Origin of the sequence: Klebsiella pneumoniae complex sp. WS1778, assembly GCF_049472055.1 — a bacterium.
GTDB classification, from domain to species: Bacteria; Pseudomonadota; Gammaproteobacteria; order Enterobacterales; family Enterobacteriaceae; genus Klebsiella; species Klebsiella quasipneumoniae.
In genome coordinates, this window is sequence record NZ_JBKGTJ010000005.1 from 175,026 (window position 1) to 187,883 (window position 12,858).

Annotated in this window: 11 protein-coding genes; 7 read left to right on the forward strand and 4 right to left on the reverse strand. The window is 51.0% G+C overall.

Features of this window, described 5'->3' with window-relative positions:
* Positions 1 to 169 precede the first annotated feature (169 nt).
* The 4 genes from ACLEXF_RS20815 to yjeJ all read left to right on the forward strand — a co-directional run bounded on the left by ACLEXF_RS20815 (position 170) and on the right by yjeJ (position 4,903).
* Positions 170 to 520, forward strand: a complete 351-nt coding sequence (locus tag ACLEXF_RS20815; RefSeq protein WP_043519271.1) for a hypothetical protein — start codon at positions 170 to 172, stop codon at positions 518 to 520.
* A 102-nt stretch (positions 521 to 622) separates the two neighbouring features.
* Positions 623 to 1,909, forward strand: coding sequence for an HlyD family secretion protein (locus ACLEXF_RS20820; RefSeq protein WP_423265809.1), 1,287 nt, complete (start codon positions 623 to 625; stop codon positions 1,907 to 1,909).
* Entirely contained in the window at positions 1,902 to 4,025 is a 2,124-nt protein-coding gene (locus ACLEXF_RS20825) for a peptidase domain-containing ABC transporter (protein ID WP_043519268.1), read from the forward strand. The genes ACLEXF_RS20820 and ACLEXF_RS20825 overlap by 8 nt, the downstream gene beginning before the upstream one ends.
* A 14-nt stretch (positions 4,026 to 4,039) precedes the next feature.
* Positions 4,040 to 4,903: a YjeJ family protein gene (gene yjeJ / locus ACLEXF_RS20830; RefSeq protein WP_044525175.1), complete on the forward strand. Its 864-nt coding sequence runs from the start codon at positions 4,040 to 4,042 to the stop codon at positions 4,901 to 4,903.
* 54 nt (positions 4,904 to 4,957) lie between these two features.
* On the opposite strand, the gene ACLEXF_RS20835 is transcribed toward yjeJ, so the two are convergent.
* From ACLEXF_RS20835 to ACLEXF_RS20845, 3 genes are all read right to left on the reverse strand, one after another.
* Entirely contained in the window at positions 4,958 to 5,311 is a 354-nt protein-coding gene (locus ACLEXF_RS20835) for a DUF4156 domain-containing protein (RefSeq protein ID WP_004206410.1), read from the reverse strand.
* A gap of 258 nt (positions 5,312 to 5,569) precedes the next feature.
* Positions 5,570 to 7,216 (reverse strand): chaperonin GroEL, encoded by a 1,647-nt coding sequence (groL, locus tag ACLEXF_RS20840; protein ID WP_002885441.1) that lies wholly within the window; start codon positions 7,214 to 7,216, stop codon positions 5,570 to 5,572.
* A 37-nt stretch (positions 7,217 to 7,253) separates the two neighbouring features.
* Entirely contained in the window at positions 7,254 to 7,547 is a 294-nt protein-coding gene (locus tag ACLEXF_RS20845) for a co-chaperone GroES (RefSeq protein ID WP_004152420.1), read from the reverse strand.
* 233 nt (positions 7,548 to 7,780) lie between these two features.
* Between ACLEXF_RS20845 and yjeH the strand changes: the two genes are divergently transcribed.
* Positions 7,781 to 9,031, forward strand: coding sequence for an L-methionine/branched-chain amino acid transporter (gene yjeH, locus ACLEXF_RS20850; RefSeq protein WP_004206408.1), 1,251 nt, complete (start codon positions 7,781 to 7,783; stop codon positions 9,029 to 9,031).
* Between the two features lie 50 nt (positions 9,032 to 9,081).
* On the opposite strand, the gene ACLEXF_RS20855 is transcribed toward yjeH, so the two are convergent.
* Positions 9,082 to 9,558 carry an FxsA family protein gene (locus ACLEXF_RS20855; RefSeq protein ID WP_004206407.1) on the reverse strand — a complete coding sequence of 159 codons (477 nt, stop codon included), beginning with the start codon at positions 9,556 to 9,558 and terminating at the stop codon, positions 9,082 to 9,084.
* A 337-nt stretch (positions 9,559 to 9,895) separates the two neighbouring features.
* On the opposite strand from ACLEXF_RS20855, the gene aspA reads away from it, so the two are divergent.
* The gene (gene aspA, locus ACLEXF_RS20860; RefSeq protein ID WP_002885424.1) at positions 9,896 to 11,332 is read left to right on the forward strand and encodes an aspartate ammonia-lyase; all 1,437 of its coding nucleotides are present in this window, start codon (positions 9,896 to 9,898) and stop codon (positions 11,330 to 11,332) included.
* Between the two features lie 114 nt (positions 11,333 to 11,446).
* Positions 11,447 to 12,748, forward strand: a complete 1,302-nt coding sequence (locus ACLEXF_RS20865) for an anaerobic C4-dicarboxylate transporter (RefSeq protein ID WP_017900073.1) — start codon at positions 11,447 to 11,449, stop codon at positions 12,746 to 12,748.
* Positions 12,749 to 12,858 lie beyond the last annotated feature (110 nt).

Here is a 12,858-nt window from a genome sequence, read left to right on the forward strand (position 1 = left end):
GAATCTATAAAATAATTAGATTAGATTAGATTCAGAATGAATCTGAAATTTCATCAACAATTCACATTAAGTTGAGTTGATTCATACTACAGCAACGACTATCTTCTCTGCGGACCAACTTCCGGTCTGGAATGAACATATAATTTTAATTTTAGTTAAAGGACTAATCATGCATCAATTAACTGTATTTGAAATGGAAGAGATTTCTGGCGGCGCGCTGACTGATACTCTTACCGATATTATGACCTGGGCTGCTAAAGAAGTAGGCGCCATCGCTCTGGGCGCCTCTCTGGGGGCGATTTTTGGTACAGGTTACGCTGGACGTTGGGGCGGCGTAAGCGGCGGTATCTTTGGTATCGGCTCGATTGGCCAGGGTGTAGGAATGATTGCCGGGGTTATTCTCGGTGGCGTCTGCTTTGGTATTGCTGCGGGTATCGTTGGCTGGGATATGACGCTGCATTATGCAACAGGTGTAATGGATGCCGTTTATGATGGCACATTAAACTTCTGGAGCAATTAATTTACGCCTCAGCTGTTTGCTCAACGTTTTGTTGACATTCTTTACTAAGTAAATAGGGCCTGAAATATCGGGCCTTTTCATTTCATTATGTAAGTGATAATTATGTTAAGAAAAATCTATCGCAAGGAAGCGATCGAATACAAAAAGCATCACTGGAAAGGAAAGGCTTTGCTGCTAGCAGGGCTTCCAGCATGGCTTATTGCATTACTTTCTTTTGCCTTTTTAGCCATTCTAATAACCACCACAATATTTTGTACCTTTACCCAACGCATTGATGTTCGTGGGGAAGTTATTACTTTACCTCATTCTGTCAATGTTTATGCGCCACAGCAAGGGTTTGTTATTTCCCAATATGCAAAAGTCGGTGACCTTGTCGCCAAAGGACAGTCTTTATATGAAATTGACATCTCCCGAAATACAACAACAGGCAACGTCAGTACGGCGCAAATAGAAGTCATTAATGAAAAGATTGCGAACGCTGAAGATATCATCACCAAACTTTCTCATAATAAAGAAGAAACTCGCTTATCTTTAGATAAACAGCTAAAAACCATCAATGATTCGTTAAAAGAAACTAACCGCATGCTGGTTAATGCGCAGACTGGTTTAAAGAAAATGCATGATAATCTTTCCAGTTACGATAAATATCTTCGTGATGGCCTTATCACCAAAGATCAGTATAACTATCAGCATTCATTATACTTTCAACAACAGAGTACCTATCAGTCTTTGGTCAGTCAGAAAATGCAACTGGAATCCCAGGTAACCCAGTTAAATAGCGATAAAATCACAAAAACGGCAGATTTTGACAACCAAATATCATCTCAGGAAAACCAGATTAATGATTACAAAAACCAGTTGGTTGAATCAAATGCCAATGGTAATGTCATTATTAAAGCAACCACAGAAGGACGCATTGAATCGCTGGCTGTAACAAAAGGACAAATGGTCGACAAAGGCAGCAGTTTAGCGCAAATCAAACCCACTGGTGATATAGAATATTATCTTATTTTATGGTTACCTAATAATAGCATACCTTACGTCAAACCGGGTGATGTCATTAACATCCGCTATGATGCTTTCCCATCCGATAAATTTGGGCAATTCCCGGGGAAAATACTTTCAATATCTTCGGTCCCGACATCCCCACAGGAACTGTCTGAATACACTAATGTTAATAATGGAACGAACCAGCAGGAACTGGCACTCTATAAAACCATTGTCAAAATTGAAAACAAAACCTTTAATTACAATGGTAAAACGCTTTCGCTTTCGAATGGACTGAAGGCTCAAGCCGTTGTATTTCTCGAAGAGCGCCCACTTTATATGTGGATGTTTACCCCTGTGTATAAGATAACTCAAAGCATTACTGGGCCAATCCATGACTAACGAATTGTTCAAAACCATTGTTGCAAAACTAAATTTTTCTCTGGTTAACAAAACGCCTGTTATTCTACAGTCAGAATCATCGGAATGTGGAGTTGCCTGTCTGGCGATGGTCTGTGGTTATTATGGGTTAAATATCGATTTATTTAATTTTCGTCAACGATTCGGTAGCCCCTCACAGGGCTCCTCACTGCTGTCTCTAAGCAAAACAGCCGAGCAGGCTGGTTTAAAAAACCGTGCGCTAGCGCTCGACCTCGATGAAATAAAACAGCTTAAGCTTCCCTGCATCATCCACTGGGGAATGAACCACTATGTAGTCCTTACAAAAGTAAAGAAAAACGGATTTGTGATTCACGATCCCGCGCTGGGTAAACGAATCATTGGCATCAGTGAGATGTCAAATAATTTTACCGGCGTTGCGCTTGAACTCTGGCCTGATCATAACTTCCAACAAGAGGAGGCGAAATCCCGTTTACGACTCCTGGATTTAATGCATAAAATTGTTGGTTTAAAATCGGCGCTGATTAAGATCTTTGCTTTCTCTGTTGTGGTAGAAGCGATTGGCCTCCTGTTGCCTATTGGTACACAGTTAGTAACTGACCATGTCATTATGGCGCACGATGAAAGTTTACTCTCTGTTATTTGTATTGGTTTAATATTTTTTACGCTATTCCGCACGTTTATTAGCATGCTCCGAGCATGGACGTCGTTGACGTTGAATACGTTGACCAACATTCAATGGAAAACAACGCTATTCGATCATTTGGCAAGTTTGCCATTATCTTTTTTCGAGAAAAGACACTTAGGTGATATCCAGTCTCGTTTCTCGTCTCTGGATACCATTCGTTCAATTTTTACCAACAGTATCGTCACTGGCATCATCGATTCGATAATGACGATCGGTTTGTTAGTCATGCTGACATTATATGGCGGCTGGTTAGTCTGGGTCGTCATTGGCTTTACCGCCTGCTATGCGATTATGCGCTTCGCTACCTATAGTTTTTATCGGCGCGTAACGGAAGAGCAGGTCGTTAAAGGGGCGCGTGCTAACTCTCACTTTATGGAATCACTTTATGGCATTTCCACGATCAAAGCATTAAATTTAAAAGAACGTCGCTCGCAGCATTGGCTGAATCTTAACGTTGATGCCAGTAACGCAGGTATTAAGCAAACTCGCTTTGATATGATGTTTGGTGGGATTAATACCTTTATCACCTCTATCGATCAGGTGGTGGTACTGTGGTTGGGTGCCATTATGGTAATTGATAATGAGATGACGCTCGGTATGTTTATGGCATTTAATGCTTATCGAGGCCAGTTTTCTCAACGTGCATCGAATCTCATTGATTTGGTGATGCAGCTTCGTATGCTCTCGCTTCATAATGAACGTCTATCTGAAATCGCCTTTAGCGAACCGGAAAAAGAACTTCCATCCCGACGTGTGTTTACAGCAAACACCGGCGTGAAACTTGAAGTCAGGAACCTGAGTTATCAATACGATCCTTTTTCACAACCTATTTTTACCAATCTGAATATAACGGTTGCCCCAGGCGAGTCTGTCGCGCTAATTGGCCCATCTGGCGTTGGCAAAACCACGCTGTTGAAAGTCATGTGCGGTTTGCTTTCACCTGACTCCGGCGAAATACTGGCGGATAATCTGGAGATTCAAAAAATTGGTTTAAATAACTATCGTCTCGGTATCGCCTGCGTACTTCAGGAGGATCGTCTCTTTTCAGGTTCACTTATCGATAATATCAGTGGTTTTGATGATAACCCCGATTTGGAATTCGTAATGGAATGTGCCAAACATTGCAACATCCATGATGAAATCATGAAGATGGCGATGGGATACGAAACCATTGTCGGCGAACTGGGGCTGGGCATTTCCGGCGGTCAAAAGCAGCGTATCCTGATCGCTCGTGCTTTGTACCGTAAACCGAGTATTCTGTTTATGGATGAAGCAACTAGTCACCTGGATCTCAGAAATGAGTCGGTCATCAATCAGTCGATTTCAGCGTTAAGTATCACCCGAATTATTGTCGCGCACCGGCCATCAACCATTGCATCAGCCGATCGCGTTATTGACCTCTCACAATCGAAGTCGATGGCTACCGCTTAATAAAGGAGAAGATTATGCAAGGAACGTTTATTGGTTTTAATACTGCAGGAATTACTTTTGAAGAGCGTTTCCTGGCGCTGTTACTTAAGGTCAAGAAAGCGAATGATACCTGTGAGATTTTCTATCTTCAGGCACCCGTATTATCCGACCTGCTTCTGATATTGCAAAGTAGAATGGCCTTAATTTTTCAGCGACTTGAAAATAAAGGCGAGGCTTACAAAGATGAGATTATCGCTTATAACGAAACACTCGTAACCCATATCCCCACGGTAGAAATGGCTGAAATACAACAGCCTTCTCCTGAGCGGCGTATAATGTCTATTACGCTTAAACCTGGCGAAACGCAGTCAACGCTGATCCTGGTATTTCAGGATGAGCAAATTAAGACGTTAACTATTGATGACCGACAGGTTGAAGCCCTGATAATCGGTATTCAACAGGCATTAAAAACAGTCGGCGATCAGGAACTTATCCAGTATTTAAGTTCAAATATGGATTTTTTAATGTGCTACAGCGTCGACTTAACTACTCAGCCGAATATTGATTACCAGCAGTATCCCCAGGAAGAATGGAAGCTAAACCTGTTTTCCCATTATCTGGGCGTGCTCTATTGCTGCGAGACGGACGAAGGCAAGAAAATTGTCTCCGGAGCGGTGGTAAAAACCAGTGCGCCACATTTATCTGAAATGGAAAACAGCGTGGTAGTACGCCTTATTGAGAAAAGCCCCAAGCTTAAGGCGATGCACACGGCGCTGGCGCCATGCCAAATCTTCAGTACCATTATTCCTTCCCAGCCAGGAAGAATGCTCAGCCTGGAAGAGTGTCTGCGTCCCCTGCATGCCTTCTATCTGGAGAAGAAAGCGGAGCTTAACGCCTGACCCTCTTCTACCGGTCACGCCTCTCTCTACGCTCGCAGAGAGAGGCATCGCGCATCAGTTCGGGCACTTATATACCTGGCCGTTCATCTCGCTGTCGGTGGGCACAAAGCTCGACAACAGATTTTGCGTCGGGCTGCTGACGCCATAAATCACGTTGCCGCCCATGGCTGCCGCCTGGTTACGCAGGGCGTTAGCCGCACCGCGCATGGAGCCACCCTCATCGCCATTCTGGCCGGAGAGCCAGTTACTCTGTTTACCCGTCGCGGTCCCTAACAGCTGACACTCTGCGCCCGGCTTCTCCTGTACAAAACGCACATTCTGGCCGGCAGAGGTTAATTCATTGCTGGAACTGCAACCTGCTAACAGTAAGGCTGCGCCGGCAATCCCTGCTAAATATTTTACCTGCATGTTATTCCCCATGATCGATGAGCTGGACGCACTGGCCCGGATGTAAACCTGTCATCCTTCAAACTGCGTCGGCATGAGCCGCTTTCATTCCTTACCCGGTCGCGCTTGTCAGTCGCTTCCGATACGAAGGTGCTTGCCGCTCTGATACAGCTTAAATGATTTTATGTATAAGCCTTATACTAAAAAGCGCACCAAAAGAAAAACCCCCAGCCATTGCTGGCCAGGGGTTTCTGCTTTTTTATGCTGTATAGCGCACGATTACATCATGCCGCCCATACCGCCCATGCCGCCCATGCCGCCAGCAGCACCTAAATCAGGCGCGTCGCCTTTCGGCAGGTCGGTCACCATGCACTCGGTGGTGATCATCAGGCCAGCCACGGAAGCCGCGTACTGCAGTGCAGAACGGGTTACTTTGGTTGGGTCCAGGATACCGAAGTCGATCATGTTGCCGTATTCTTCAGTTGCCGCGTTGTAACCGTAGTTACCGTCGCCTGCTTTCACGTTGTTCGCGACAACAGACGGCTCTTCACCGGCGTTGGACACGATCTGACGCAGCGGCGCTTCCATTGCGCGCAGCGCAACTTTGATACCGACGTTCTGATCTTCGTTCTGACCGGTCAGGCCAGCGAGTTTCGCAGCAACGCGAACCAGCGCTACGCCGCCGCCAGCCACCACGCCTTCTTCAACCGCAGCACGGGTTGCGTGCAGGGCGTCGTCGACGCGTGCTTTTTTCTCTTTCATTTCAACTTCGGTAGCTGCACCGACTTTGATTACTGCCACGCCGCCAGCCAGTTTAGCGACACGTTCCTGCAGTTTTTCACGGTCATAGTCGGAGGTTGCTTCTTCGATCTGCTTACGGATCTGAGCAACACGGCCCTGGATTGCGGACTCTTCGCCAACGCCATCGATGATGGTGGTGGTGTCTTTATTGATAACCACGCGTTTCGCCTGGCCCAGGTCTTCCAGAGTTGCTTTTTCCAGCTCCATACCGATCTCTTCAGAGATAACGGTACCTCCGGTCAGAGTAGCGATATCCTGCAGCATGGCTTTACGACGGTCGCCGAAGCCCGGCGCTTTCACCGCAGCCACTTTAACGATGCCGCGCATGGTGTTAACCACCAGGGTCGCCAGCGCTTCGCCTTCAACGTCTTCAGCGATGATAACCAGCGGTTTGCCCGCTTTCGCTACAGCTTCCAGAACCGGCAGCATTTCGCGGATGTTGGAGATTTTTTTGTCAGCCAGCAGGATGAACGGGCTTTCCAGCTCAACGGCGCCGGTGTCCGGCTTGTTGATGAAGTACGGGGACAGGTAGCCACGGTCGAACTGCATACCTTCAACCACGTCCAGTTCGTCTTCCAGGCCAGTACCGTCTTCAACGGTGATCACGCCTTCTTTACCGACTTTGTCCATCGCTTCCGCGATCAGTTTACCTACGGTTTCGTCAGAGTTAGCGGAGATGGTACCTACCTGAGCGATAGCTTTGGAGTCAGAGCACGGAACAGACAGCGCTTTCAGCTCTTCTACTGCAGCCAGTACCGCTTTATCGATACCGCGTTTCAGATCCATCGGGTTCATGCCTGCAGCAACAGCTTTCAGGCCTTCGTTCACAATGGCCTGCGCCAGCACGGTTGCGGTGGTGGTACCGTCGCCTGCCGCGTCGTTCGCTTTAGAGGCAACTTCTTTCACCATCTGCGCGCCCATGTTTTCAAACTTGTCTTCCAGTTCGATTTCACGAGCAACGGAAACGCCATCTTTGGTGATGGTCGGCGCGCCGAAGGATTTGTCCAGAACCACGTTACGGCCTTTCGGGCCCAGGGTCACTTTAACTGCATCTGCCAGTACGTTTACGCCGCGCAGCATTTTTACACGAGCGTCGTTACCGAATTTTACGTCTTTTGCTGCCATTTCTTATATTCCTCAAATTCGTTCAGGGTCGTGCGAATTAAGCTTCAACAATTGCCAGGATGTCGCTTTCGGACATGATCAGTACTTCTTCGTTGTCGATCTTTTCAGTCTTCACGCCGTAGCCATCGTTGAAAATCACGATGTCACCAACTTTAACGTCCAGCGGCTGCACGGTCCCGTTTTCCAGGATGCGGCCTTTACCGACAGCGATGATTTCGCCACGCGTTGACTTAGCTGCTGCAGAACCGGTCAGAACGATGCCGCCCGCAGATTTGGTTTCAACTTCTTTACGTTTGACGATCACACGATCATGTAACGGACGAATACTCATTGATAGCTCTCCTTCGAGAAAGTCATTATCAGTTATGGGTGACGCCGGGCCGAACGCGGTTTACCGGCTAGTGCAGAGAGAGATGGGGATGGCCATTTCCGGCTTCAAGGGCAAAATTAAAAAAAAATTTTTACCTTTGCGCTGGCACGCAAAAAGCGGCGTCACCGGGCAACCGGTCATAAGGAAAAGCGATTGTGATACTCTCTTTGTTTTTACTGGCGCAGGATGGAATCATGAGTGGTTTAAAACAGGAGTTAGGGCTGGGACAGGGAGTCGGGTTGCTTTCCACCTCACTGCTGGGCACTGGCGTTTTCGCCGTCCCGGCGCTTGCGGCGCTGGTCGCTGGCGATAACAGCCTGTGGGCATGGCCGTTGCTCATCCTCCTTGTTTTTCCGATTGCCATCGTCTTCGCCCTGCTGGGCCGCCATTTCCCCAGCGCGGGCGGCGTGGCCCACTTTGTCGATATGGCCTTTGGCCCACGTCTGGCTAGCGTCACCGGCTGGTTATTTTTATCGGTTATCCCGGTCGGGCTCCCCGCCGCGCTGCACATCGCCACTGGCTTCGGCCAGGCGCTGTTCGGCTGGCATGATGCGCAGCTGTTGCTGGCGGAGCTAGGTACCCTGGCTATCGTCTGGTGGGTCGGTTCACGCGGCGCCAGCTCCAGCGCCAACCTGCAGACCCTGGTTGCCGTGCTGATTGTCGCGCTGATCGTCGCCGTCTGGTGGCGCGGCGGAATAAGCCCGGCGCAAATCCCCTTCCCCGCCCCGGCGGCGATCGACCGCGGCCAGCTCTTCTCCGCGCTGTCGGTGATGTTCTGGTGCTTTGTCGGGCTGGAAGCCTTTGCCCATCTCGCCTCGGAGTTTAAACATCCCGAGCGCGATTTTCCCCGCGCGCTGATGATAGGCCTGCTGCTTGCCGGCTCGGTCTACTGGGCCTGTACCGTGCTGGTGTTGCACTTCCACGCGTTTGGCGAGGAGATGGCGGCGGCCGCGTCTTTACCGAATATCGTGGTCCGCCTGTTCGGCGTCGAAGCGCTGTGGGTGGCCTGCGTCATCGGCTATCTCGCCTGTTTCGCCAGCCTTAACATCTATATTCAGAGCTTCGCCCGCCTGGTCTGGTCGCAGGCGCAGCATAAGCCGCAGAGCTACCTCGCGAGGCTGTCGCCGCGGCAGATCCCGCGCAACGCCCTCAACGCCGTGCTGGGCTCCTGCGTGGTCAGCACCTTGTGTATCTATTTTCTCGATATCAATCTGGACGCGCTGATCGTCTATGCCAACGGCATTTTCATCATGATCTATCTGCTGTGCATGCTGGCGGGCTGTCGTTTGCTGCGCGGGCGCTATCGGCTGCTGGCGGCGGTGGGCAGCATTCTCTGTCTGCTGCTGCTGGCGATGGTCGGCTGGAAGAGTTTGTACGCGCTGGTGATGCTGGCGGCGCTGTGGTTGTTTTTACCGAGACGCAAGCTGGCGACAGGCAGCGTATAGGCGCAATAAGAAAGCGGCCCGGTCGCGTCTGCTGACCGGGCCGATAAAAGTTAATCGCGGCGATCGTCCTTATGGTCCAGACGGTCGCGCTGTTCGTCCTTGCGCTGGAATTCCCCTTCGAAGGTCTCTCCACCGCCAGTCCCGGCGCTGAAGCCGCCGCCCGGCATCCGGCTGAAGCGCAAATGCGGCATCAGCTTCATCGTCAGGTGCTTCTGCACCGGGGGCAAAAGCAGCAGCAGGCCGAGGAAATCGGTAAAGAACCCCGGGATCAACAGCAGCAGGCCAGCGATAATGAGCGAGACGCTTTTGATCATCTCCGCCGCCGGGCTCTCGCCCGCGGCCATCTTCTGCTGCATCAGCAGGAAGTTTTTGAAGCCCTGGTTACGCACCAGCGACATCCCCACCACCGAGCTAAAGATCACCAGGATCAGCGTCATAAAGACGCCCAGCACGTGCGCGACCTGGATAAAGATCGATATCTCAATGTACACGTAAAGAAAAAAGGCAATAAACGGAATCCAACGCACCGGCGTCTCCTTCATCGACAGGCACCGAGTTCGGCCCCCGTAGTTATCAATTTGCTGATTGCATCCCACTAAGATGGGGATGCTGAGCGGCTTTTCAATCAGCGGAAATGCTTATTTTTTCCAGGAATAGGAAAGCGGTGACCCATTTCACAGATTAATAAATCTTCTCACACCCGCGATGTAATAAGTGATCAAGCTTACTGATATTCGCTATCATCAGCATATGATCTTGGGCACCGGGCCGGTTAAGGAAATAATCGTCGGCCAGAAAATATACTGAATACTGGATATTCTGTGTATTTGGTGAATTCATTGGCAGCTTGAAAAGAAGGTTCACATGTTAAACAACATTCGTATCGAAGAAGATCTGTTGGGCACCAGGGAAGTTCCCGCGGACGCTTACTACGGCGTTCATACTCTGCGAGCGATTGAAAACTTCTACATTAGCAACAGCAAAATCAGCGACATACCAGAATTCGTGCGCGGCATGGTAATGGTGAAGAAAGCCGCGGCGCTGGCAAACAAGGAGCTGCAGACCATTCCCAAAAGCGCGGCAAATGCGATTATCGCCGCCTGTGACGAAGTCCTGAATAACGGCAAATGCATGGACCAGTTCCCGGTCGATGTCTTCCAGGGCGGGGCCGGCACTTCCGTAAACATGAACACCAACGAAGTCCTGGCGAACATCGGCCTCGAGCTGATGGGTCACCAGAAAGGTGAATACCAGTATCTGAACCCAAACGATCACGTTAACAAATGTCAGTCCACCAACGATGCCTACCCGACCGGGTTCCGCATCGCGGTGTATGCCTCCATCCTCAAACTAATCGATGCGATTAAGCAACTGGGCGAAGGTTTCCAGGCGAAAGCCGTAGAATTCCAGGACATCCTCAAGATGGGCCGCACTCAGCTGCAGGACGCGGTGCCGATGACCCTCGGCCAGGAGTTCCATGCCTTCAATGTGCTGCTCAATGAAGAGACCAAAAGCATTCTGCGCACCGCGGAGCTGCTGCTGGAGGTGAACCTTGGCGCAACCGCCATCGGCACACGTCTCAACACCCCGGACGGTTATCAACAGCTGGCGGTACAGAAGCTGGCGGAAGTGAGCAACCTCCCGGTCGTTCCGGCGGAAGACTTGATTGAAGCCACCTCGGACTGCGGGGCGTACGTCATGGTCCACAGCTCGCTGAAACGCCTGGCGGTGAAACTGTCCAAGATCTGTAACGACCTGCGCCTGCTCTCTTCCGGACCGCGCGCGGGCCTCAACGAAATCAACCTGCCTGAGCTGCAGGCTGGTTCTTCTATTATGCCGGCGAAGGTTAACCCTGTGGTGCCGGAGGTGGTCAACCAGGTCTGCTTTAAAGTGATCGGCAACGACACCACAGTAACCATGGCCTCCGAAGCCGGGCAGCTGCAGCTGAACGTAATGGAGCCAGTGATCGGCCAGGCGATGTTCGAATCTATCCATATTCTGACCAACGCCTGCTACAACCTGCTGGAGAAATGCGTCAACGGCATTACCGCCAACAAAGCGGTGTGCGAAGGTTACGTCTATAACTCCATCGGTATCGTTACTTACCTCAACCCGTTTATCGGCCACCACAATGGCGATATCGTCGGCAAGATCTGCGCCGAAACCGGGAAGAGCGTGCGGGAAGTGGTGCTGGAGCGTGGGCTGCTGACGGCGGCGGAGCTGGATGACATTTTCTCCGCGCAAAACCTGATGCATCCTGCTTATAAAGCGAAGCGTTATACCGATGAAAGCGAACAGTAATCTTTCCGGATAGTCATTCAAAGGCATGTCAGCGATGACATGCCTTTTTGCTTTTTAGTTTTACTAAAATACAACAATCCAATATCAACTTGTTAAAAAACAAGGAAGGCATATATGTTTGGTGCAGAACTGGTTATTGTCCTGCTGGCGATTTATCTCGGCGCCCGGCTCGGCGGCATCGGTATCGGCTTTGCCGGTGGCCTTGGCGTCCTTGTCCTGACGCTTATTTTTCAAATTAAACCGGGTGCGATCCCCTTCGACGTTATTGAAATCATTATGGCGGTGATTGCCGCTATCGCCGCCATGCAGGTCGCAGGCGGGATGGATTACCTCGTCAGCCTCGCCGAACGGATGCTGCGTCGCCACCCGAAATATATTACCTTCCTTGCCCCGCTGGTGACCTGGTTTATGACCGTGCTCGCCGGCACTGGCCATACCGCCTTCTCCACGCTGCCGGTGATCACCGAAGTGGCCAAAGAGCAAGGCATCCGTCCGTCCCGTCCGCTGTCGATTGCGGTGGTGGCCTCCCAGATAGCGATCACCGCTTCGCCTATCTCCGCCGCGGTGGTGTTCTTTGCCGGGATCCTGGAGCCGCTGGGCGTTAGCTACCTGATGCTGTTGGCCATCTGTATTCCGGTCACCCTGCTGGCGGTAATGCTCACCGCTATCGTCTGCAACTTCCTCGGCTGCGAGCTGAAAGACGATCCTGTTTACCAGGAGCGGCTGGCCAAGGGTGAAGTCAGTCTACGCGGCAGCCAGGTATTTGAACTGAAGCCGCACGCCAAACGTTCCGTTCTGCTGTTTCTGATCGGCATCGTGGCGGTGATGTTCTACGCTACGGCCATCAGCGATACCGTCGGCCTGATCAAAAACCCTGTACTACCGCGTAACGAGGCGATCGTGGTGTTTATGCTGACCATCGCCACCCTGATCAGCATCACCTGCAAAATCGACACCGGCGAAGTGCTCAATGCCAGTACCTTTAAGTCCGGGATGAGCGCTTGCGTCTGCGTGCTCGGCGTCGCCTGGCTGGGGGATACCTTCGTTAAAGCGCATATCAGCGACATCCAGGCCGTGGCCGGCGACTTGCTGCAAAACTACCCGTGGCTGCTGGCGGTGGTGCTGTTCTTCGCCGCCACGCTGCTCTACTCGCAGGCGGCCACCACCAAAGCGCTGATGCCCGCCGCGCTGCTGCTGGGCGTCAGCCCGCTGACGGCGATTGCCTCCTTTGCCGCGGTCTCGGCGCTGTTCGTCCTGCCCACCTACCCGACCCTGCTGGCGGCGGTGGAGATGGACGACACCGGCTCAACCCGCATTGGTAAATATGTCTTTAACCACGCCTTCCTGATCCCCGGCGTTATCGCTATCACCCTGTGCGTGATCCTGGGTTTCATCTTCGGCGGGATTATGCTGTAAATGCCGTCGGCAGCGGGCCCCGCACGGGCCCGCTGCCCGCTTCCCTCCCATTCCCCGCTCGTGACGCTAATATCCCCGCATCTTGCATGCTATAGTGCCTATTTTCGCTG